Below are 22,634 nucleotides of genomic sequence, written 5' to 3'. Positions count from 1 at the left end.
AAGGAGTCGCCGACACTTGATCAATCAAAATAAACCGCCTAGTGACGCACAGCGTTTCATGCAAAATGTGAGTGCTCGCCGATCAATGTCTGTGTTTGAAAATCAATCTGCGCCTAAGACGCAATTTCAGTCTCCAGAAGAGATAGCAGCCATTCAAGCTATGCGAAGAGAAGGTCAGCGAAAAGATCTTAAACGCCTGCTGAAATTGCGACTTCATGACGAATTAGCAAACGTGCGCATGCAATTGGAGTGCCAGATGTCCAAAACTGAAGATATGATCAACCAAACTACAATCGTCAAACAGCACCTGTCCCAATATTTGAAAGGACAAGCCGTCGCCGAACTAGAGGAGCGCTTACATCGGCTTCAGCAGATACCTGTATATGATGATATCAAAGACACCATTGATTCAATTCGATTGAAATAAGCACATCTCTTGATAAGAGTTTGTGCTTATTATATTTTATCAATATAGTATTTTCACCGAAAGAAAATCTTTTTGCTTAATATCGGATACAACATTAAACATACGAGTAAATACAGATTTAACAAACTATAGATCGGATATAAAAAGGCAATCAAATCAGCAAATCCAAGTGATGTCAAAGGCGCCATGAAAAGAAGCAAAACAAACACGATCAACCAGCGAGGCAATGGTACTAAAGAAAGCATCCGACTGGATAACCCAAACAACCCTGCTGCTGTCGTTGTATAAATGGCTAGACAAAGAACCACTGTCATAAACACGAACAATGACGTAGGAGCCCCCTCTAATACTGTAAACAATGGAATTCCATCTGCTTCAAGGCTCCCAGAGATATCAACAAGTATTTCATTATAGACATAAGAAATGACACCAAAAACTAGACCGCTTAATATACTCGCAACCTTTGCTTCTCCAAGCCCTTTCATTTCCTTCCCGACAGAAGACAGGACTGCTACAACGGATAAGATATTCAAAGAAGCAAAGACGATACTGGCAGGCCAATTATATTGTTGTCCAAAATCAATCCTCCACATATGCTCATGATTCATATAATAAAAAACAAATGCATAGATGAGCCCCGCAACCAAAATTGGTATAATGAAAGCATTCACAGATAAGAGCCCTTTCACATCCCAGAAAAAAATGATAAATGAAAAGAGACAAAACGCACCAATTCCAATCCAAAATGGAACATGATACATCTCAAGTGTAACCCCACCGCCAGCAATCATAACAGTAGTCGTCGTAAACAAATAAAGAACGATTAAAATGTCATACACCTTAGCCAGCCATGGACCCACAAGCCGCTCCAACACAGGCACAAAGTGATCGGCACGCACCTCATAACTAATTTTCAGCACTACATAGGTAGATAACATAAACATGAGTGTAAACAGTAGAATGGCTAGTCCGCTTTCAATGCCAAAAAACTGCCAAATTTCTTGACCGGAAGCATATCCCGCTCCTATTAAGCTTCCTAAAATTAAAAGCGTCCACCTTGAACCAGCCTTCCACACAATCATCACCTCATAGGTATAGAATTAAGCTTGTTTCCGTATACTGATACTAACTACTATGACAAGGAAGTGAGACCTATGAATAGCAAGAACGGTCTTTTTTTAAAAAATAGGGTGAAAGAATACGTGTCCCATACGGATACAAACGCCATTGAGCAGCTTAAAAGTATTTTATTCTCGCATCTACAGAAAGCAGGAAACAGACCCGTTGCTATCGTTTGTATTGGAACAGATCGCTCAACAGGCGACTCTCTAGGTCCACTTGTTGGATCAAAACTTTCTAGCCTAAATTTAAAAAAGCTTCACGTATACGGAACACTCTCTGATCCAGTACATGCAGTGAATTTAAAAGAGAGGCTTTCTGAAATCGAAAAGGCACTTAAACATCCATTTATTGTAGCTGTTGATGCTTGTTTAGGCAGAGTCAAAAGTGTAGGTTCTTTCCAAATTGGGGATGGGCCGTTAAAGCCTGGAGCTGGCGTACAAAAGGAGCTACCAGAAGTAGGAGATATTCATATTAATGGCATCGTCAATGTGAGCGGTTTCATGGAATACTTCGTTCTGCAAAACACACGCCTCCATCTTGTCATGTCCATGGCAAACACACTTTCTGAAAGTTTATATGACATTGATCAAATGGATTGGACGAGAGAAAAAAATCGATTACTCTTTCCAACCATTCAAAGTATCACCGGTAAATTATAAAAAAAGACCATCTCGTATAAAGATGGTCACTCTGATGCTTCTCTTGTTGAAAGCAATTCAAGAATTCGTTCTAAATCTTCGTTTGAAAGAAATTCAATCTCGATTTTTCCTTTTTTCTTCTGTTTCTTAATTGTAACCGAAGTACCAAAGTAATTTTGTAAGAAAGACTCTTTTTCTTTCAATACTCGATCCTTTGGTGCTTCTTTTTTCTTTGTTTCACGTGGAACATTTTCGTTTAACTGCTGTACAAGTTTCTCAACCTGACGTACATTTAATCCTTCATCCACGATTTTCTTCACCAAAGGTGCTAACTTCTTCTTATTTTTCAAGCTAAGCAATGTCCGGCCATGCCCCATCGATAAAGTTCCATCAGCAATGAGTTGTTGTACCTCATCTGGTAAGGTCAGAAGACGGAGATGATTGGCAATATGCGGTCTGCTCTTTCCTAATCGCTTTGCTAATTCTTCTTGTGTAACGCCTAAATGATTTAGCAAAGAAGCATAGGCCTCTGCTTCCTCTAGTGGAGATAAATCCTCACGTTGCAAGTTTTCTAGAAGAGCGATTTCTCTCATCAGCGTTTCTGAAAATTCTCTTACAATAGCAGGTATCGTTGTAAGACCAGCTTGTTCTGCTGCTCTAAAACGGCGCTCACCGGCAACAATGTCATATCCCTTAATCGACTTTCTAACGATGATTGGCTGTAAAACGCCGTGTTGCTTAATTGATGCCTTGAGATCAGCTAACGCATCATCATCAAATGTTTTCCTTGGCTGATACGGGTTAGGACGCAAATCCTTTAATTTTATTTCTTCAACCGTTTCTTCATTCGACTCTATATTGTTAAAAAGTGCATTAATCCCCTTTCCAAGACCTTTAGCCATTCGCATCCACTTCCTTTGCTAAGTCTAAATAGACATCTGCACCTCTTGAACGCGGATCATACAAGATAATAGGCTTTCCATGACTAGGTGCTTCGCTGAGTCTTACATTTCTCGGAATCACTGTCTGATAGACTTTATCTCTAAAGTATTTCTTCACTTCTTCAATGACTTGTATCCCAAGATTTGTTCTTGCATCAAGCATCGTCAAAAGAACACCTTCAATGGCAAGATCGGTATTTAAATGCTTCTGCACGAGACGAACCGTGTTTAATAATTGACTCAATCCTTCAAGCGCATAGTATTCACACTGAACCGGTATTAAAACAGAATCGGATGCAGTTAGCGCATTAATCGTCAGTAATCCGAGTGATGGCGGGCAGTCAATAATCATATAATCATAATTTTGCTTCACAGATTCAAGTGCCCTCTTCAATCGCACCTCGCGTGAAATGGTTGGCACCAGCTCAATTTCAGCCCCTGCAAGCTGTATTGTCGCAGGAATGACATCAAGATTTTCAACCTCTGTCGTCTTAATCACATCAAGCACATCTGCATCGTCAACTAAAATATCGTATACACATTTCTCAACGTCAGCCTTCTCAATTCCAATACCACTCGTGGCATTGCCCTGCGGATCAATGTCAACTAATAACACTCTTTTTCCTATGTATGCTAAACAAGCACCTAAATTAACAGAAGTTGTCGTCTTCCCAACGCCACCCTTCTGATTGGTAATTGCTATGATTTTTCCCACGATGTCACCTACTTTCAACTTAACAAATTTCTCATTCATTCTTACTTTCTATTCTATCAAAAAAAGTATGAAACGTTTGCTTTTTTTGTTTCTTCATGCAAGGTGAATATACAAAAAGTATATTAATATATCTTTTTTCTAATAGTAGAGAATATCATCATAAAACGTACATAAAAAAACCCCTCACTACACTGGAGTGAGGGATGAATATTAGAAATTTAATCCACCAATTTTTCGACCTTCATTGACAATGATTTTAGGTGTCACCGTCTTGTAGCTTCTCTTTTTAAGAAATCCATAAGGCGCTTTAATTGTAAATGTCGCATGTCCAACAGCATCACCTGTTTTGGCGTAGGCTTGCCAAACAATCTTTGAACAATACGTGGGATTCAATGATTGAATAGACATCGTAATGGAATACCGAGCTTTTGGGTTTGTTTTCACATAATCATGCGCCCAATCTCCTGCCAGATCTGCCTTATCCTTTTGGTTAATCCGAATCACCTTCGTATTTGCACTATGACGAAACCAGCTTTGGATTGAATCAATAATAGGATGCTGTTTAAAGCCAGGAATTGAGACATAGTTCTTCTCATTAATGACAATACCTGCATGACCAATTAAACCATTAAGAGCACCAGTGCTTGTCACCAATATATCTCCTTTTTTAGGCATAATATCAGTACCAGGATACGGCTTTCCCAAAAGGTGAATGACCGTATGCGGCTTTTCATCAGATACCATTTGATTCTGTTGGTTTTGTCGCAAGCCATAACCCTTCAAATCATCATCAGATGCGATCATGTCTATTGAATCATCTTTAGACACATCATCTTGAGTTAATTGATGAATTGTCACATCATTAGCAATCATCCCTTGTTTCTTGAGGACTGCCAGTTCTTCCTTCGTAATCGTTTCATCACCTGAGTGAACCTTTTCACTCGTTGAACCACTCACAGCAAATAATACCGGTTCATTTGAAAAAAGAGAAAAAGAGAGTAGTAAATAGCATATAATAGCAAAAGTCGTCTTTTTCATTTTTTAATGTCACCTCCTTTCTACTAATTAAATTCATATTTTACCAATTAATATATAATAAGTAAATATTGTAATTTATATCGTGAATACATACAAAAAAAGCTGACGAGTGGTGCTCATCAGCTTCTTCTATTTAGGAATCCGAATGGTTAATTGGATATAATCCTCAAATTCTTCTTCTTCGGTATTTATTTTAAGCCCGCTGTCTTCTACCATATGGAGAGACTGGCGAATGGTATTCATCGCAATTCTTGTATCTCGACTAAACGCCTTCCGTTTTGGCTTCGGTTTGCGATCTGTTTTTTGTTCAAGCATCTTCACTACACGCTCTTCCGTTTGTTTCACATTCAACTGCTTTTCGATGATTTCCTGCAATAGCGCGACTTGTAATTCTGGATGTTTCAAAGGCACAAGCGATCGGGCATGCCTTTCAGATATCTTCTTCTCCAGAATGGCTTGTTGTACCTCTTCAGGCAATTTTAAAAGTCTTAATTTGTTTGCAACAGTCGATTGTCCCTTGCCTAAACGCTGAGCAAGAGCTTCTTGCGTTAAATCATGGAGCTCTAAAAGACGTGCATAAGCATGAGCTTCTTCGATAGCAGACAGCTCTTCTCTTTGCAAATTTTCAATCAAAGCAACAGATGCCGTTTCCGTATCAGTAAAATCTTTAATAATAGCAGGGATTTTCTCCCATTGAAGAGTTTGTACTGCTCTCCAACGTCTTTCGCCGGCGATCAGTTCATATTTTCCTTCTTCTTCTGTTGGTCTGACAACAATAGGTTGAATAATGCCGTGGGTATGAATAGTCGTGGCCAGCTCTTGAATCTTTTCTTCTGAAAAAATGGTGCGTGGCTGAAAACGGTTAGGCATAATCGTGTCGACCGGGAGCTCCTGTATCTCTTCCTTTAATGTATCATGCTCTGAAATCTCTGCCTCTAATTCGGTTTCACGCTCAGGATGTTCTTTGTCACCAAGCCCGAAGAAGCGTGAGAGTGAATGCTTCATGAACCTACACCACCTTTAAAAACTACCTTTTTATAATTCTATTTTCTCATGTTCTTTCCTTCTGTAAAATCATAAATATTGAAGAAAAACCGACCTTTTACATGATCAACCCTCTATTGGTGATTTATTAGGTGTTCCTGGTTTTCTAGGATATTTTTTTGGTGTTTGCTTTTTCTTTTCAATGACAATGATGTTCCGTTCGCTTTCTTCTAAAGGAAGAACAAAGGAATGCTTTTCAACAATCTCTCCCCCGAGGACATTTACTGCCTTTTTACCCGCTTGCATCTCTTCATCTGCTGCAGATGCTTTCAATGCGACAAACAATCCTTGTTTTTTCACAAGAGGCAGGCACAGTTCACTCAAGACAGATAAACGCGCAACGGCTCTAGCAGTGACAAGCTCATAACTCTCACGCTTATCCTTACGTTGACCAAAGGTCTCCGCACGATCATGATAAAAGGTACTATCTTGTATGTTTAACCTTTTTGCTAGCTCATTTAAAAACGTAATTCGTTTCTGAAGAGAATCTACAATGGTCACGTGTAGATGAGGGAAACAAATTTTAAGTGGAATGCTCGGGAAACCAGCACCAGCTCCAATATCACAAACCGTTGTCACATTTTGAAAGTCAATAAAAAATGCTGCCGAAATCGAATCATAAAAATGTTTTAAATACACTTCTTCCTTTTCTGTAATGGACGTTAAATTCATCTTTTCATTCCATTCTACAAGCATATGGAAGTAATTTTCAAATTGTTCAAGCTGCACCGGAGTAAGAGATATCCCTTTCTCCTCTAGTGCTGCTGTAAATTGTTCAATGTTCATGCCGACATCCTTTCTACTCTGCTATCTTCGCAATACGTCCCTGCTCCAAATACACTAGAAGAATAGAAATGTCAGCAGGGTTAACGCCCGAAATACGAGAAGCCTGTGCAACAGAAAGCGGTCGGACTTCTTTTAACTTTTGTTTCGCTTCAGTTGCAATCCCTTTGATGGCATCATAATCAATTCGATCCGGTATCTTTTTATTCTCCATTTTTTTCAGTTTTTCAACTTGTTGGAGCGACTTTTCGATATAACCTTCGTATTTAATTTGAATCTCTACTTGCTCACAAACATCAGAAGCAAGTGGTGTCTCTGCAGGAGCTAATCTTGCAACAGATTCATAATTCATTTCCGGACGTTTCAACAGATCACTTGCCCGAATGCCGTCTTTCAGCTCACTTCCTCCAAGTGAACGAATATATTCTTGTGTTTCTGCTGTAGGCTTAATGATCACAGAATATAAACGCTTTTTCTCTGCTTCAATGGCTTGTTTTTTCTGTTTAAATGCTTGGTATCTCTCTTCAGAAATTAATCCAATTTGATATCCAAGTTCAGTTAATCTAAGATCAGCATTGTCATGGCGTAAAAGCAGACGATACTCTGCACGAGATGTAAGCAAACGGTAAGGTTCGTTTGTCCCTTTTGTCACAAGGTCATCGATCAGAACACCGATATACGCATCAGATCGACTCAAAATGACTTCTTCTTTACCAAGTGCTTTTCTTCCTGCATTTATTCCTGCCATAATTCCTTGACCTGCTGCTTCCTCATAACCAGATGTTCCATTAATCTGACCCGCTGTATATAAACCAGAAATTTTCTTCGTCTCAAGCGTTGGCCAAAGCTGTGTCGGCACAATTGCATCATACTCGATTGCATAGCCCGCTCGCATCATTTGAACCTTTTCAAGTCCTGGGATAGTTGAAAGCATACGTTGCTGTACGTCCTCTGGAAGACTTGTAGACAAGCCTTGTACATAAACTTCTTGCGTATTACGACCTTCTGGTTCTAAGAAAATTTGATGTCTCGGCTTATCATTAAAACGAACCACCTTATCTTCAATGGATGGGCAATATCTTGGACCCGTTCCTTTTATCATACCTGAATACATTGGAGAACGGTGAAGATTCTCATCAATAATTTGATGTGTCTCTAAACTCGTGTACGTTAACCAACATGGCAATTGATCTGTAATATATTCTACCGTTTCATAAGAAAACGCCCGTGGTACATCATCTCCTGGTTGAATTTCTGTTTTACTATAATCAATAGAATGGCTATTGACTCTAGGTGGTGTCCCCGTTTTAAAACGAACTAAATCGAATCCTAGTTCCGCTAGATGATCCGATAATTTAATAGATGGCTGTTGATTGTTAGGGCCACTTGAATAAGAAAGATCTCCTAAAATAATACGCCCTTTCAAGAAAGTACCTGTCGTTAAGACAACTGATTTCGCACGATAATATGCACCTGTTTGCGTCACGACGCCTTTACACTTATCATCTTCTACAATTAATTGATCAACCATACCTTGCAGCATTGTCAGGTTGGGTTCATTTTCCATTGTTTTTTTCATTTCATGTTGATATTGAAATTTGTCTGCCTGTGCTCTTAAAGCTCGTACTGCAGGCCCTTTTCCGGTATTCAGCATACGCATTTGAATATGCGTTTTATCTATATTTCGAGCCATTTCTCCGCCTAGTGCATCAATTTCTCTGACGACAATCCCTTTAGCAGGACCACCTATGGACGGATTACATGGCATAAAGGCAACCATATCGAGGTTGATTGTCAAAACAAGTGTTTTAGCCCCTTGTCTTGCCGAAGCAAGAGCAGCCTCAACACCAGCATGACCAGCACCGACGACAATTACATCATATTGGCCAGCTTCATAACCCATTTCTTTTGTTCCTCCCTTTTACTTTCCTAAACAGAATTGCGAGAATAACTGATCAATTAAGCTTTCATGAACAGCATCTCCAATAATTTCGCCTAGCTGCTCCCAGCAGCGCGTTAAATCGATTTGAACAATATCGATCGGTACATCCATTTCAATCCCTTTAAGGGCATCCTCGATTGATTGTTTTGCTTGTTGAAGAAGAGCTATATGTCTTGTATTACTAACATAAGTCAAATCTCCACTTTCAATCGAACCAGTAAAGAAAAGTGACTGAATCGCCATTTCAAGCTCATCAATCCCTTTTTCTTGTAATAGTGATGTTGTGACCACAGGTCGACCCTTTGCAAGCTGCTTAACCTTTTCTAGATCAAGCTTAGGCTCAAGATCTGTCTTATTCACAATCACAATGATATCCATCCCTGAGACAGCTTCAAAAAGCTTTATATCTTCCTCAGATAATTCTTCACTATAATTAAGCACAAGTAAAATCAGGTCTGCTTCTTTTAAGACCTGTCTTGATCGTTCAACCCCTATACGCTCGACAATGTCCTCAGTCTCGCGTATACCCGCAGTGTCTACTAAACGAAGAGGTACACCTCTTACATTCACATACTCCTCAATGACATCCCTCGTTGTTCCAGGGATATCGGTGACAATAGCCTTTGTTTCTTGTACAAGACTATTAAGCAAGGAAGACTTTCCAACATTCGGTCTTCCGATAATGACAGTGGACAAGCCCTCACGTAAAATTTTCCCCTGCTGTGAGGTCGTTAACAACGATTCAATTTCCTTTTTCACAGATGTCGCTTTTTCAACTAAGACTCGATGTGTCATTTCCTCAACATCTTCATACTCAGGATAGTCAATATTCACTTCAACATGTGCCAATGTTTCCAAAATTTCGCCTCGAAGTCGTTTAATTAACCCAGAGAGACGCCCCTCCATTTGGTTAATAGCCACATTCATCGCACGATCTGTCTTGGCACGAATCAAATCCATTACCGCTTCTGCCTGAGAAAGATCGATTCTTCCATTTAAGAAAGCACGTTTTGTAAACTCACCTGGCTCCGCTAATCTAGCTCCTTCTCTTAAAGCAAGCTGTAATACTTTATTTACCGTCACAATTCCGCCATGGCAGTTAATTTCAACAACGTCTTCTCTCGTAAATGTTTTTGGTGCTCTTAAAATGGAAACCATGACCTCTTCTATCACTTGATCAGTGCCCCGATCAACAATATGACCATAATGAATGGTATGAGAATCCACTGAAATAAGTTTTTTCTCCTTAGGTCCTTTGTACATCCGGTCAGCAATTTGTACCGCATCAGGCCCACTTAAACGAATAATCGCAATTGCTCCTTCACCCATAGGTGTAGAAATTGCTGCAATTGTATCCACCGCTCCTTCACCTCTTTCTTTGCTAAATTGACAGTCTTTTATCTCATAAAATGGGCATTGCCCATTTCTACATCAAAACCGCTTAATCCAAAATTTAAAGATACCATAAATGAATAAGAAGCGAAAGTATCTCTACTCTAATTATCCACAGTTTTACACCCCGTCTATTTTAACACTTAACTTATCCACATGTGAATAACGACGTTCTCAACTTGTCTTCACATCTTACACCTAAACGAAAGAAATTTAAACGCCCTAATACCTTTACCAAATGGTAAAAATAACATTTTTAATACAAAAAACACTCTAACTTTATGGAAATGAAGTATACATCTTCTATTAAAAGAGATTTTTTTCAATAAAAAAAGACTAAAATCCAGCTTTGCTGAACCTTAGTCTTTTTGCTATTTTTTATAAGACACAACGACATGACGTTTGCTTCCTGTATCTTCCGATGCAGTAGCAAGATTTTTGGAAAACGAAGCAATCGTATCATGAATGACTTTTCGCTCATTTGAAGGCATAGGCTCCAGATGAACTTTTTTCTTCGTTTTTAAAACACGATTTGCCGTCTTGATGGCATATTGTTCAAGTGCCTCTTGGCGTTTCTTCCTATAATCTCCAATATCAATTGTAATATGATGATACTGATCGGAATAACGATTAAACACTAACTGTGTCAATGTTTCTAAAGCGTACAATGTTTGTCCTCTTTTCCCAATCATTAACGACGTTTTATCTCCATCAACGTGGAAAGAAATCTTTTTCGGTTCCTTATAGGAAATGATTTTCGCCTTAGGATCAATAGACTTAACAATATTTTCTAAATACTGTGTGGCTAATTTTAGAGCATCTAGCTTTTCTACTAGTCTCACAACAGCTTGCCTTTTACCAAATAACCCTAAAAACCCTTTATTTCCTTCATCTACTACCGTTATATCTACTTCTTCTTTTAGTAGCTGAATTTGTTTAAGTCCGAAATCTACTGCTTCTTCGATTGTACGACCGACAGCAGTTATTTCCTTCATTTTTTACTCCCGCCAGCTTTTTCTTTTGTATCAACTTGTACTTGAGGTGTTCTGATCACTAATGTTTGAATGATCATGAAAATGTTACCTACAACCCAGTACAAAGAAAGTGCCGCTGGGAAACTAATTGCAAATACAACAATCATAATCGGCATCACCCAAAGCATGATTGCCATCTGAGGGTTGTCTGAAGGATTTCCAGCCATCATAAGCTTTTGCTGAACGAAAGTAGCAACACCCGCAATAATTGGTAATAGGAATAATGGATCTGGGCTGCCTAAGTCAAACCATAAGAACGTATGCTTTTTAATTTCAGCTGTTCTCATAATGGCATGGTAGAAACCTATTAAAATTGGCATTTGAATCAAAATTGGGAAACAACCTGCTAATGGATTTACACCATTCTTTTGAAAAAGAGCCATTGTTTCCTGTTGGAGCTGCTGCTGCGTTTTTTGATCTTTCGAGCTATATTTTTCACGTAATTTCTTCAATTCTGGCTGTAATGCCTGCATCGCTTTTGTACTTCTTAACTGTTTAATCATTAATGGTAAAATGAGTAAACGAATTAAAATTGTGACGATAATAATCGCGATACCGTAGTTTTCACCAGTCAAATCTGCCATGTACGTGATTAATTGTGATAGCGGGTAAACAATATAAGAATTCCAAAACCCCTTACTATCTGATGTAATCGGTTCATTGATTTGTGTACATCCTGCCAATAGAACCAACACACCAATTAAGCTAAATATCAGTAATAATCGCCTTTTCAACAAAATTCCTCCCATTACTACAAACTTTATTTAAGTTGGAATTGATTATAAAAGTAACTCACCTAATCAGTATGGTAACATTTTTTCTTGATCAAGTGTTGGTTTCAATTGAATTCACTATATGAAGGAAGCGTTTTTAAAAATTGATTCAACGACAGTTTCTATTACGAAGACTTCTTCGGTTGTTGTTTATAAGCGGCAGATTTTCTAAATAAATGTTGGAGAGACTTTTTTGTTTCCTCATAGGTCAATTCCCTCGCTGGTTTTCGTGCAATGACAATATAGTCTTTCTCTTGCTTTAACTTATGACCTTCCTCTAAAAACACTTGACGGATCAGTCGTTTGATTCGATTTCTTATCACTGCATTACCAATCTTCTTGCTAACAGACAGCCCTAGACGAAGCTCATCTTGATTTGGTTGCCCCAGTTGGTAAAAGACAAATTGACGATTTGCCATTGATTGACCTTCTTTGAAAACTTTTTGGAACTCTTCATTTTTTTTTAGCCTGTTTCGCTTCTTCATGTTTTCTTCCACTCCGATAAAAACTGACAGTCCATTTACGATTTTATGTAAAAAAGACCACTGACATTATTCAGTGGCCTAAGCTGATAATTTTTTTCTACCTTTGCTGCGGCGTCGCTTTAAAACTAGACGTCCGTTTTTAGAACTCATACGGCTGCGGAAGCCATGAACTTTACTACGCTTACGGTTATTTGGTTGAAACGTTCTTTTCATTTATGACACCTCCCTGAGGAATAGCTGTTTAAGACAGTCTAACTCATTATATTTGTGTAACCCATCAATTGTCAATATCACTGATAAAATCCTTATTATCAACCTTATAAGCATAACACAAGTTATCAAGTGAAGAAACCTTCTTTTTTTCAGATTTCATTATGATGATTCTCTTTTTTCATCAAAAAATCTTTTAAAACAAAGGTGTGGATATTTTTCCGGCATATTTAGACTATCCACATCCATTATCGACATTTTTTTCACACAAATAACTGATGTGGATAATTATTTTTCAACAGGATGTAAAGTGTGTGGATAAGTTTGCGACACCCATTGCACCATCTTGTTTATTTTGATATTATATTTGTGTTTTAACTCTTAATTACTTATCCGACTCATTTATGTTATCCACAATCTGTGGATAACCTGTGGAAAGTTATTGCACAGCCTGTTGAATTTTTTATCCACAGCTTGTGTGATTTGTCGAAAAGACGTTTTTCTACTATATTAATTGTTTTCAACAAAGTATGTGTACGAATGGTGATGACATTTTCTTTTTTTCGTGTTCTATAACAGTTTAACCTTGGTCATTTTAAACAGAAAAGGAGGGGGGAGAGGCCTTATGGAAAATATTTTGGATCTGTGGAACAAAGCACTCCAAAAAATTGAGACAAAATTGAGCAAACCTAGCTTTGAAACATGGATGAAATCGACAAAAGCCCATTCTCTTCAAGGAGATACGCTTACAATTACTGCACCTAATGAATTTGCTAGAGACTGGCTGGAGTCAAGGTATCTTCACTTAATTGCAGATACCATCTATGAACTGACAGGTGAAGAGCTCAGCATCAAGTTTATTATTCCTCAAAATCAGGACGAAGAGGAAGCAATGCCGAAGTCTCCTATCAAAAAAATGTCTAAAGAAGAACCCGTTGAAATTCCACAAAATATGCTGAATCCAAAATATACATTTGACACATTTGTGATTGGTTCAGGAAACCGTTTTGCTCATGCAGCTTCACTTGCAGTGGCTGAAGCACCAGCAAAAGCATATAATCCGCTCTTTATTTATGGGGGAGTTGGTTTAGGAAAAACCCACTTAATGCATGCAATTGGTCATTACGTCATTGACCATAATCCATCTGCAAAGGTGGTCTACCTTTCATCTGAAAAATTCACAAACGAATTTATCAACTCAATCCGAGACAACAAAGCTGTCGATTTCCGTAATCGCTATCGGAATGTAGATGTGCTTTTGATAGATGATATTCAATTTTTAGCAGGAAAAGAACAAACTCAAGAAGAGTTTTTCCATACATTTAACACACTTCACGAAGAAAGTAAGCAAATCGTCATTTCTAGTGATCGGCCGCCAAAAGAAATTCCGACACTTGAAGACAGATTGCGCTCTCGTTTTGAATGGGGCTTAATCACAGACATTACCCCGCCAGATTTAGAAACGCGGATTGCCATCTTACGAAAAAAGGCAAAGGCAGAAGGCTTAGATATACCGAATGAAGTGATGCTTTATATTGCTAATCAAATTGACAGCAACATTCGTGAGCTAGAGGGTGCTTTAATTCGTGTAGTAGCTTATTCATCTTTAATTAATAAAGACATCAATGCTGATTTAGCAGCAGAAGCCCTAAAAGATATCATTCCTTCATCAAAACCAAGGATGATCACGATTAAAGATATTCAAAGAATTGTAGGGCAGCAATTTAATATTAGATTAGAAGATTTCAAAGCGAAGAAACGTACAAAATCAGTTGCTTATCCAAGACAAATTGCCATGTATCTCTCTAGAGAAATGACAGATTCCTCTCTACCAAAAATCGGAGAGGAATTTGGCGGACGTGATCATACGACTGTCATTCATGCACATGAGAAAATTTCAAAGTTAATTGTTGAAGATGAACAGCTTCAGCAGCATGTGAAAGAAATTAAAGAACAATTAAAATAAACAAACTGATATGATAGTATGGGAAAATGTGAATAACTTCAGCAGGGTCATGCACAGTCTGTCCACATGTGGATAGACTGTCTTTCCTTTCTTTTTACCGACTTATCCACATACTCACAGGCCCTACTATTACTTCTACGATTTTATATTAAATAAATATATATCAATGTCATGACGAAAATTTAGGAGGACCACTATGAAATTCACGATTCAAAAAGATCGCCTTGTTGAAAGTGTCCAGGATGTATTAAAGGCTGTCTCCTCTAGGACCACTATTCCAATTCTGACAGGGATTAAGATTGTCGCATCTGATGAAGGGGTATCTTTTACAGGAAGTGATTCTGACATCTCAATTGAATCCTTTATTTCTCAAAGAGATGGAGATTTAGAAGTGATTACAATTGATCGCCCAGGAAGTATTGTGTTGCAGGCTCGCTTCTTTAGCGAAATCGTTAAAAAGTTACCAATGTCTACAGTCGAAATTGAAGTAGAACAAAACCATTTGACGAGTATTCGTTCTGGTTCAGCAGAATTTCATTTAAATGGCTTAGATGCAGAGGAATATCCACATCTGCCGCAAATTGAAGAGCATCATGCGTTTCAGATTCCAACAGATCTACTAAAAAACTTAATTCGCCAAACCGTTTTTGCAGTGTCCACCTCAGAAACACGACCTATCTTGACAGGTGTAAACTGGAAGGTTGAAAAAGGTGAATTAATATGCACCGCAACTGATAGTCACCGTCTTGCTTTAAGAAAAGCGAAGTTAGATATGAACGAAGAAAAATCATACAATGTGGTCATTCCTGGAAAAAGTTTAACAGAGTTAAGTAAAATTCTTGATGATGGACAAGATCTTGTGAACATCGTTATTACTGAGACGCAAATTCTCTTTAAAGCACAAAACGTCTTGTTTTTCTCAAGATTGCTTGATGGCAATTATCCTGATACGGCACGTTTGATCCCGCAAGAAAGCAAAACAGATGTGATTGTGAACACGAAAGATTTTTTACAAGCCATTGATCGTGCATCACTTTTAGCGAGAGAAGGACGTAATAACGTCGTGAAGCTTTCTGCAGATGCTACTCAAAGTCTTGAAATCTCTTCTAATTCACCTGAAATTGGTAAAGTTGTTGAAACGGTACAAGCAGATAAAATTGAGGGAGAAGATCTAAAAATTTCCTTTAGTCCGAAGTATATGCTAGATGCCTTAAAAGTATTAGAGGGAACAGATATTCATGTAAGCTTCACTGGTGCAATGAGACCATTTCTTTTACGCACGCCAAATGATGATTCAATCTTGCAATTGATCCTTCCAGTGAGAACGTATTAATTTGACCCAAACCTGCTGCTGTGTGACTGCACAGCAGCTTTTCTTCTCGTTATCCATGCTTTCTTTTATCCCAGTTCGCTTTCCCCCTTTCCTTCTTGTCTTGTTTTTTAGTACAATTAGATATTAGTGATATTGAAAGAGGTCGATAAAATGCCTAATCTTATAACCATTGAAACAGAAATGATTACATTAGGGCAGTTTTTGAAATTAGCCGAAGTCATCCAATCTGGCGGAATGGCAAAATGGTTTTTAAGTGAACATGAGGTAATCATTAATCAAGAGCCGGATAATAGACGAGGACGCAAATTATACCCAGGGGATGTTGTCACGATTGAAGGCTATGGCACATTTCAAGTTGTGAATTAGAAACGGGTGACAATACATGTACATTCAAAGTCTGGCGTTAACTTCCTACCGAAACTATGAACACACCGAACTTCAATTCGACAATAAAGTCAATGTCATGATCGGTGAGAACGCTCAAGGTAAAACGAACTTGATGGAAGCGATCTATGTATTGTCGATGGCAAAATCTCATCGTACGTCAAATGATAAAGAACTTATCCGATGGGACCAAGACTATGCTAAAATAGAAGGTAGAGTCATCAAGAAAAATGGTCCACTCCCCATGCAGCTCGTGATCTCCAAAAAAGGGAAAAAGGGAAAGATCAATCACATTGAACAACAGAAACTCAGTCATTATGTTGGAGCATTAAACACCATCATGTTTGCACCGGAGGATTTGAGCCTTGTGAAGGGCAGTCCGCAGATCCGCAGGAGATTTCTCGACATGGAGATTGGACAAGTCTCTGCAGTCTACTTGCATGATTTATCGCTCTATCAGAAAATCCTCTCTCAGCGAAATCATTACTTGAAACAATTGCAAACAAGAAAGCAGACGGATCAAGCGATGCTGGAGGTTTTAACAGAGCAGCTGATAGATGCGGCAGCGAAAGTTGTCAAAAGACGACTTACCTTTACGAAACAGCTTGAAAAATGGGCACAGCCATTGCATTTGGGGATTTCTAGAGAGTTAGAGACACTCACCCTCCAATACCACACAGCTATAGAGGTATCAGAAGCGTCAGACTTGTCGAACATAAAGAATAGCTATGAAGAGTCGTTTCAGAAACTAAGAGACAGAGAAATAGACAGAGGAGTGACACTGTGGGGACCTCACAGAGATGACCTTCTTTTTTTTGTGAATGGTCGAGATGTTCAGACATATGGATCTCAAGGGCAGCAAAGAACAACAGCCCTTTCACTAAAACTTGCAGAAATTGATCTGATTCATGAGGAAATTGGCGAATACCCGATTCTTCTACTCGATGATGTACTATCTGAACTTGATGATTACAGACAGTCTCATTTGCTCCATACGATTCAGGGACGTGTACAGACCTTCGTCACCACAACAAGTGTTGAAGGAATTGATCACGCCACACTGAAAGAAGCAGAAATTTTCAGAGTAGCCAGTGGAAATGTAATTGACTGATAAATGAGGTGTGAGTCTTGTATATTCATTTAGGTGATGATTGTGTTGTGTCCACACGAGAGATTGTTGCAATTGTTGATTACAAAATGAGATCATCTTCTGTTGTAGAAGAATTTCTTCAAAAACAAAAGGAACAAATCATTTCGTTGTCACAAGGGACGCCCAAATCCATTGTCGTCACAACTGAATCGATTTATTACTCTCCTCTTTCCTCAAGCACGCTCAAAAAACGTGCTTCATTTGTAATTGAAATTGAAGTCTAAAAGTTCAATTCATATAAATATCGTTTAAGAAAAGTGTAGGTGAATGTACGTGGCAATGGAACAGCAACATAATATTTATGATGAAAATCAGATACAGGTGCTCGAAGGACTAGAAGCTGTTAGAAAACGTCCAGGAATGTACATTGGGGCAACCAATGCAAAAGGACTTCACCATCTTGTATGGGAAATCGTGGACAACAGTATTGATGAAGCACTAGCTGGGTATTGTACAGAAATTACAGTGCAAATTGAAAAAGATAATAGCATTACAGTGAAAGATAATGGCCGCGGTATTCCTGTTGGGATTCATGAAAAAATGGGACGTCCTGCGGTAGAAGTGATTATGACTGTTCTTCACGCTGGCGGTAAGTTTGACGGCAGCGGTTACAAAGTATCTGGCGGTCTGCATGGTGTGGGTGCATCTGTTGTAAATGCTTTATCTACAACATTAGATGTCACAGTTTATCGTGATGGAAAAATTCATTATCAGCAATTTAAACGCGGGGTTCCAGTTGCAGATTTAAAGGTCATTGGTGAAACGGATAAGACAGGTACAACAACTCATTTTGTACCAGATCCAGAAATTTTTACTGAAACCATTGAATTTGATTACGACACACTTGCCAATCGTGTGCGTGAGTTAGCCTTCTTAACAAAAGGTGTTAAAATCATCATTGAAGACTTGCGTGAAGGCCAGGAACGGAAAAATGAATATTGCTACGAAGGCGGAATCAAGAGCTATGTTGAACATTTAAATCGCTCGAAAGAAGTGGTTCATGAAGAACCTGTTTATATCGAAGGTGAAAAAGACGGGATTACTGTAGAAGTGGCTTTACAGTATAACACTTCCTATACAAGCAATATTTATTCCTTCGCAAACAATATCAACACATACGAAGGCGGGGCACACGAAGCCGGCTTCAAAACGGGTCTTACTCGCGTTATCAATGATTACGCTCGTAAAAATGGCGTGTTCAAAGATGGAGACTCGAATTTGAGCGGTGAAGATGTGCGAGAAGGCTTAACAGCGATTATCTCGATTAAACATCCAAACCCTCAATTCGAAGGTCAAACGAAGACAAAGCTTGGGAACTCAGAAGCAAGAACGATTACAGACTCTCTTTTCTCAGAAGCACTTGAAAAATTCCTACTGGAGAATCCTGATTCTGCGAAGAAAATTGTTGAAAAGGGACTCATGGCAGCTCGTGCAAGAATGGCCGCCAAAAAGGCACGTGAGCTAACAAGACGTAAAAGTGCGCTGGAAGTCTCTAGCTTACCTGGAAAACTGGCTGACTGTTCTTCTAAAGATCCATCTATCTCTGAGCTCTATATCGTAGAGGGAGATTCTGCGGGTGGATCTGCTAAGCAAGGACGTGATCGTCACTTCCAAGCGATTTTACCTTTAAGAGGAAAAATCCTAAACGTTGAAAAAGCACGACTAGATAAAATTTTATCTAACAATGAAGTACGCTCTATGATTACAGCGTTAGGGACTGGAATTGGTGAAGACTTCACTTTAGAGAAAGCTCGCTATCACAAAGTTGTGATTATGACAGATGCTGATGTTGATGGTGCCCATATTCGGACGCTGCTCTTAACATTCTTTTATCGCTATATGCGTGAAATTATCGAAAATGGTTATGTGTATATTGCACAGCCGCCTTTATATAAAGTGCAACAAGGAAAACGTGTGGAGTATGTGTATAACGACAAACAGCTAGATGAGCTTTTAAAGACACTGCCTCAGACGCCGAAACCTGGGCTTCAGCGCTATAAAGGGCTTGGAGAGATGAATGCTACTCAGCTTTGGGAAACAACAATGGACCCTGAGGCGAGAACACTTCTTCAAGTAACGCTTGAAGATGCGATCGATGCTGATGAGACATTTGAAATGCTGATGGGAGATAAAGTAGAGCCGAGACGAAACTTTATCGAAGAAAATGCGCAATACGTGAAAAACCTTGATATTTAAGACAGGCTTGAAGAACAACCTTATTTCTTGTTTGGAATAAGGTTGTTTTTCAAGAATTATGACTGTGAAACTAATTTCCTGGTTTTCCACGTTTCGCTGATTTTCTCGTAAATAAATGTGTATAAAGCCAAGATTATTGATATAATGGAGAATAGTCTTGTGAAGATAAATACATATTTTACTCCCACAGAATTTATTTCATGTGATACGTAAAGGGAGGTTCTTTATAGTGAGTGAACAACATACACCAAATGTACGCGAAGTGAATATCAGTCAAGAAATGCGTACATCCTTTTTAGATTATGCAATGAGTGTTATTGTCTCGCGTGCATTACCAGATGTAAGAGATGGATTGAAGCCAGTACATCGAAGAATTTTGTATGCGATGAATGACCTTGGTATGACAAGCGATAAGCCATTTAAGAAATCTGCACGTATTGTCGGAGAAGTTATCGGTAAGTACCACCCTCACGGTGATAGTGCAGTATATGAAGCAATGGTTCGTATGGCGCAAGATTTTAACTATCGCTATATGTTAGTTGATGGACACGGGAACTTTGGTTCAGTCGATGGAGATGGAGCTGCGGCTATGCGTTATACCGAAGCACGGCTATCTAAGATTTCAATGGAAATCCTTCGTGATATCACAAAGGATACCATTGATTATCAAGATAACTACGATGGCAGTGAGAGAGAGCCAATCGTTATGCCTGCAAGATTTCCAAACCTATTGGTCAATGGAGCGACAGGAATTGCTGTAGGAATGGCGACAAATATTCCACCGCATCAAATAGGTGAAGTGATTGATGGGGTATTGGCTATCAGCGAAAACCCAGAGATAACAACACAGGAGCTAATGGATATCATCCCAGGCCCAGATTTCCCAACAGCTGGACAAATCATTGGTCGAAGTGGAATTCGGAAAGCGTATGAAACAGGGCGCGGTTCTATTACGGTACGAGCGAAATCGACCATTGAGGAAACATCTAGCGGTAAACAGCGCATTGTTATCAATGAAATTCCGTACCAAGTTAACAAAGCCCGTTTGATTGAAAAAATTGCTGATCTTGTACGTGATAAAAAGATTGATGGCATTACAGATTTGCGTGATGAATCAGATCGTAATGGTATGCGTATTGTCATAGAGTTGAGAAGAGATGCGAATGTCCATGTTTTATTAAACAACCTTTATAAACAGACGGCACTTCAAACCTCATTTGGTATCAATTTATTGGCGCTTGTTGATGGACAACCAAAGGTCTTATCACTGAAACAATGTCTTGAATACTATCTTGAGCATCAGAAAGTGATCATTCGCCGAAGAACGGCGTATGAGCTGCGTAAAGCAGAAGCAAGAGCTCATATTTTAGAAGGCTTGAGAATTGCACTTGATCACCTAGATGAAGTCATCTCTTTAATTAGAAATTCTCAAACTGCTGAAATTGCGAGAAATGGTCTAATGGAAAACTATAGCTTGACTGAAAAACAAGCACAAGCCATCCTCGATATGCGACTCCAGCGTCTCACAGGCTTGGAAAGAGAAAAGATAGAAGATGAATACAAAGGACTTGTCGACTTGATTGCTGAATTGAAAGCCATTTTAGCAGATAATGAGAAAGTTCTTGAGATCATTAGAGAAGAATTAACGGAAATCAAAGAACGCTACAATGATACCCGACGAACTGAAATCGTAACAGCAGGTATTGAAACGATTGAAGACGAAGACTTGATTCCTGTTGAGAACATTGTCATTACACTAACTCATAATGGTTATATCAAGCGTCTCCCTTCTTCTACATACCGCAGTCAAAAAAGAGGCGGCAAAGGCGTTCAAGGAATGGGGACCAACGAGGATGATTTCGTTGAACAGTTGATCTCGACGTCCACCCATGATACAATTCTCTTTTTCTCTAATAAAGGGAAGGTATATCGTGCCAAAGGATATGAGATTCCTGAATTCGGAAGGACTGCAAAAGGGATTCCGATCATCAACCTTCTTGAAGTAGAAAAAGGAGAATGGATTAACGCTATTATTCCAGTCAGTGAATTCGATGAAGATTCTTATCTCTTCTTTACAACGAGACACGGTGTATCTAAACGAACGTCATTGTCTCAATTTGCAAACATTCGAAACAATGGTCTCATTGCACTGAGTCTTCGTGATGAAGATGAACTGATGGCAGTTCGTTTAACGAATGGAGAAAAACAAATTATCATTGGAACGAAAAAAGGCATGCTAATTCGTTTCCATGAGACTGACGTCCGAGAAATGGGGCGTATGGCAGCTGGAGTAAAAGGGATTACACTTTCTGAAGGTGACATTGTCGTTGGAATGGAAATCCTTGAACCAAATGCTAACGTATTGATCGTTACCGAAAAAGGCTATGGTAAATTGACGCCTGAAAAAGAATATCGTGTTCAAAGCCGTGGAGGTAAAGGTCTCAAAACATGTAAGATCACCGATAACAATGGTCAGCTTGTCGCAGTGAAGGCGACCAATGCTGAAGTTGAAGAAGATTTGATGATTATTACAGGGAGCGGTGTTATCATTCGAATGGCCGTTTCAGATATCTCCACAACAGGTCGAGTCACTCAAGGTGTACGTCTGATCCGTCTAAATGATGACGAGCATGTAGCAACGGTAGCATTAGTAGAAAAATCAGAAGATGATGATGAAAATATAGAAGAAGTTTCACAAGCAGATCAAGAGCAATTTGAGTGAAAATAAAGCCGGTCACGAGCCGGCTTTATTATTTTTGAAAAAACACCACTTTTTTTGAATTTTATAATGCTTTTTTCATAGATATATGTTAATCTTTCAAAGGAGCAAATTGAGGCTCCTATTTTTCATCTCTTTCACAGCAAAACTTCTTAAAAAACAAATTATTTTTTTGAGAAAAATATTGACTGTTGATAGAAAAATATGATATATTTAAGTGGTCGCTTTGAGAGAGTGACCAACAAGTTCTTTGAAAACTAAACAAGACAAAACGTACCTGTTCATTCGAGATTTGATAAAAAATCCTATGATACATCATAGGTAGTCAGTCAAACTGACGAG

General features: G+C 38.8%; 21 protein-coding genes. 9 read left to right on the top strand and 12 right to left on the bottom strand.

The genetic code is table 11. The features are described from left to right. The first annotated feature begins 16 nt into the window (after positions 1-16). A complete protein-coding gene (locus ACIQCE_RS05000) occupies positions 17-427 on the top strand; it encodes a hypothetical protein (protein ID WP_400493860.1) in 411 nt (136 codons plus the stop codon). 53 nt (positions 428-480) lie between these two features. Here the strand turns inward: ACIQCE_RS05000 and ACIQCE_RS04995 are convergent, their stop codons facing one another. Beyond that, positions 481-1,509 carry a YkvI family membrane protein gene (locus tag ACIQCE_RS04995; RefSeq protein WP_400493859.1) on the bottom strand — a complete coding sequence of 343 codons (1,029 nt, stop codon included), beginning with the start codon at positions 1,507-1,509 and terminating at the stop codon, positions 481-483. Between the two features lie 72 nt (positions 1,510-1,581). On the opposite strand from ACIQCE_RS04995, the gene yyaC reads away from it, so the two are divergent. Further along, positions 1,582-2,208: a spore protease YyaC gene (gene yyaC, locus ACIQCE_RS04990; protein WP_353854115.1), complete on the top strand. Its 627-nt coding sequence runs from the start codon at positions 1,582-1,584 to the stop codon at positions 2,206-2,208. 26 nt (positions 2,209-2,234) lie between these two features. Here yyaC and ACIQCE_RS04985 read toward each other — a convergent pair whose 3' ends face one another. The 11 genes from ACIQCE_RS04985 to rpmH form a co-directional block, all read right to left on the bottom strand. After that, positions 2,235-3,089 (bottom strand): ParB/RepB/Spo0J family partition protein, encoded by an 855-nt coding sequence (locus tag ACIQCE_RS04985; RefSeq protein ID WP_353854114.1) that lies wholly within the window; start codon positions 3,087-3,089, stop codon positions 2,235-2,237. Next, entirely contained in the window at positions 3,082-3,843 is a 762-nt protein-coding gene (gene soj, locus ACIQCE_RS04980; protein WP_008360890.1) for a sporulation initiation inhibitor protein Soj, read from the bottom strand. Before soj ends, ACIQCE_RS04985 begins: the two co-directional genes overlap by 8 nt. A gap of 210 nt (positions 3,844-4,053) precedes the next feature. After that, on the bottom strand, positions 4,054-4,881 hold the full coding sequence (locus tag ACIQCE_RS04975; RefSeq protein WP_400493858.1) for a YiiX/YebB-like N1pC/P60 family cysteine hydrolase: 828 nt from the start codon (positions 4,879-4,881) through the stop codon (positions 4,054-4,056). A gap of 129 nt (positions 4,882-5,010) precedes the next feature. Then, positions 5,011-5,886, bottom strand: a complete 876-nt coding sequence (noc, locus tag ACIQCE_RS04970) for a nucleoid occlusion protein (protein WP_400493857.1) — start codon at positions 5,884-5,886, stop codon at positions 5,011-5,013. Between the two features lie 105 nt (positions 5,887-5,991). Continuing rightward, positions 5,992-6,711 carry a 16S rRNA (guanine(527)-N(7))-methyltransferase RsmG gene (rsmG, locus tag ACIQCE_RS04965; RefSeq protein WP_400493856.1) on the bottom strand — a complete coding sequence of 240 codons (720 nt, stop codon included), beginning with the start codon at positions 6,709-6,711 and terminating at the stop codon, positions 5,992-5,994. 13 nt (positions 6,712-6,724) lie between these two features. Further along, a complete protein-coding gene (gene mnmG / locus ACIQCE_RS04960) occupies positions 6,725-8,611 on the bottom strand; it encodes a tRNA uridine-5-carboxymethylaminomethyl(34) synthesis enzyme MnmG (protein WP_400493855.1) in 1,887 nt (628 codons plus the stop codon). Positions 8,612-8,629: 18 nt separating this feature from the next. Continuing rightward, positions 8,630-10,009 carry a tRNA uridine-5-carboxymethylaminomethyl(34) synthesis GTPase MnmE gene (gene mnmE / locus ACIQCE_RS04955; RefSeq protein WP_400493854.1) on the bottom strand — a complete coding sequence of 460 codons (1,380 nt, stop codon included), beginning with the start codon at positions 10,007-10,009 and terminating at the stop codon, positions 8,630-8,632. Between the two features lie 404 nt (positions 10,010-10,413). After that, positions 10,414-11,037, bottom strand: coding sequence for an RNA-binding cell elongation regulator Jag/EloR (gene jag / locus ACIQCE_RS04950; RefSeq protein WP_400493853.1), 624 nt, complete (start codon positions 11,035-11,037; stop codon positions 10,414-10,416). Then, positions 11,034-11,816: a YidC family membrane integrase SpoIIIJ gene (gene spoIIIJ / locus ACIQCE_RS04945; protein ID WP_353856643.1), complete on the bottom strand. Its 783-nt coding sequence runs from the start codon at positions 11,814-11,816 to the stop codon at positions 11,034-11,036. The genes jag and spoIIIJ overlap by 4 nt, the downstream gene beginning before the upstream one ends. Before the next feature lie 158 nt (positions 11,817-11,974). Beyond that, the gene (gene rnpA / locus ACIQCE_RS04940; RefSeq protein WP_400493852.1) at positions 11,975-12,334 is read right to left on the bottom strand and encodes a ribonuclease P protein component; all 360 of its coding nucleotides are present in this window, start codon (positions 12,332-12,334) and stop codon (positions 11,975-11,977) included. Positions 12,335-12,412: 78 nt separating this feature from the next. After that, the gene (rpmH, locus tag ACIQCE_RS04935; RefSeq protein WP_008360908.1) at positions 12,413-12,547 is read right to left on the bottom strand and encodes a 50S ribosomal protein L34; all 135 of its coding nucleotides are present in this window, start codon (positions 12,545-12,547) and stop codon (positions 12,413-12,415) included. 622 nt (positions 12,548-13,169) lie between these two features. Between rpmH and dnaA the strand changes: the two genes are divergently transcribed. From dnaA to gyrA, 7 genes are all read left to right on the top strand, one after another. After that, positions 13,170-14,510 carry a chromosomal replication initiator protein DnaA gene (gene dnaA / locus ACIQCE_RS04930; protein ID WP_400493851.1) on the top strand — a complete coding sequence of 447 codons (1,341 nt, stop codon included), beginning with the start codon at positions 13,170-13,172 and terminating at the stop codon, positions 14,508-14,510. A 196-nt stretch (positions 14,511-14,706) separates the two neighbouring features. Then, positions 14,707-15,843, top strand: a complete 1,137-nt coding sequence (gene dnaN / locus ACIQCE_RS04925) for a DNA polymerase III subunit beta (RefSeq protein WP_400493850.1) — start codon at positions 14,707-14,709, stop codon at positions 15,841-15,843. A 150-nt stretch (positions 15,844-15,993) separates the two neighbouring features. Continuing rightward, a complete protein-coding gene (gene yaaA, locus ACIQCE_RS04920; protein ID WP_353854104.1) occupies positions 15,994-16,209 on the top strand; it encodes a S4 domain-containing protein YaaA in 216 nt (71 codons plus the stop codon). A 16-nt stretch (positions 16,210-16,225) separates the two neighbouring features. Beyond that, the gene (recF, locus tag ACIQCE_RS04915) at positions 16,226-17,338 is read left to right on the top strand and encodes a DNA replication/repair protein RecF (protein WP_353854103.1); all 1,113 of its coding nucleotides are present in this window, start codon (positions 16,226-16,228) and stop codon (positions 17,336-17,338) included. A gap of 17 nt (positions 17,339-17,355) precedes the next feature. Beyond that, positions 17,356-17,601, top strand: a complete 246-nt coding sequence (gene remB / locus ACIQCE_RS04910) for an extracellular matrix regulator RemB (protein WP_353854102.1) — start codon at positions 17,356-17,358, stop codon at positions 17,599-17,601. A gap of 55 nt (positions 17,602-17,656) precedes the next feature. Then, positions 17,657-19,573, top strand: a complete 1,917-nt coding sequence (gene gyrB / locus ACIQCE_RS04905) for a DNA topoisomerase (ATP-hydrolyzing) subunit B (protein ID WP_353854101.1) — start codon at positions 17,657-17,659, stop codon at positions 19,571-19,573. A gap of 229 nt (positions 19,574-19,802) precedes the next feature. After that, entirely contained in the window at positions 19,803-22,295 is a 2,493-nt protein-coding gene (gyrA, locus tag ACIQCE_RS04900) for a DNA gyrase subunit A (protein ID WP_400493849.1), read from the top strand. The last annotated feature ends 339 nt before the right edge of the window (positions 22,296-22,634 follow it).

Origin of the sequence: Bacillus sp. NPDC093026 (assembly GCF_044754665.1) — a bacterium.
In the GTDB taxonomy this organism is placed as follows: domain Bacteria; phylum Bacillota; class Bacilli; order Bacillales; family Bacillaceae; genus Bacillus; species Bacillus maqinnsis.
The sequence above is the reverse complement of the archived record's forward strand: the minus strand, read 5'-3'. Positions and strand labels throughout refer to the sequence as shown.

Coding starts and splice junctions, on each gene's coding strand:
- ACIQCE_RS04995 (WP_400493859.1), bottom strand. CDS start 1,509: ATGATTGTGTGGAAGGCTGGTTCAAGGTGGACGCTTTTAATTTTAGGA.
- yyaC (WP_353854115.1), top strand. CDS start 1,582: ATGAATAGCAAGAACGGTCTTTTTTTAAAAAATAGGGTGAAAGAATAC.
- ACIQCE_RS04985 (WP_353854114.1), bottom strand. CDS start 3,089: ATGGCTAAAGGTCTTGGAAAGGGGATTAATGCACTTTTTAACAATATA.
- ACIQCE_RS04975 (WP_400493858.1), bottom strand. CDS start 4,881: ATGAAAAAGACGACTTTTGCTATTATATGCTATTTACTACTCTCTTTT.
- noc (WP_400493857.1), bottom strand. CDS start 5,886: ATGAAGCATTCACTCTCACGCTTCTTCGGGCTTGGTGACAAAGAACAT.
- rsmG (WP_400493856.1), bottom strand. CDS start 6,711: ATGAACATTGAACAATTTACAGCAGCACTAGAGGAGAAAGGGATATCT.
- mnmG (WP_400493855.1), bottom strand. CDS start 8,611: ATGGGTTATGAAGCTGGCCAATATGATGTAATTGTCGTCGGTGCTGGT.
- jag (WP_400493853.1), bottom strand. CDS start 11,037: ATGAAGGAAATAACTGCTGTCGGTCGTACAATCGAAGAAGCAGTAGAT.
- rnpA (WP_400493852.1), bottom strand. CDS start 12,334: ATGAAGAAGCGAAACAGGCTAAAAAAAAATGAAGAGTTCCAAAAAGTT.
- rpmH (WP_008360908.1), bottom strand. CDS start 12,547: ATGAAAAGAACGTTTCAACCAAATAACCGTAAGCGTAGTAAAGTTCAT.
- dnaA (WP_400493851.1), top strand. CDS start 13,170: ATGGAAAATATTTTGGATCTGTGGAACAAAGCACTCCAAAAAATTGAG.
- dnaN (WP_400493850.1), top strand. CDS start 14,707: ATGAAATTCACGATTCAAAAAGATCGCCTTGTTGAAAGTGTCCAGGAT.
- yaaA (WP_353854104.1), top strand. CDS start 15,994: ATGCCTAATCTTATAACCATTGAAACAGAAATGATTACATTAGGGCAG.
- recF (WP_353854103.1), top strand. CDS start 16,226: ATGTACATTCAAAGTCTGGCGTTAACTTCCTACCGAAACTATGAACAC.
- gyrB (WP_353854101.1), top strand. CDS start 17,657: ATGGAACAGCAACATAATATTTATGATGAAAATCAGATACAGGTGCTC.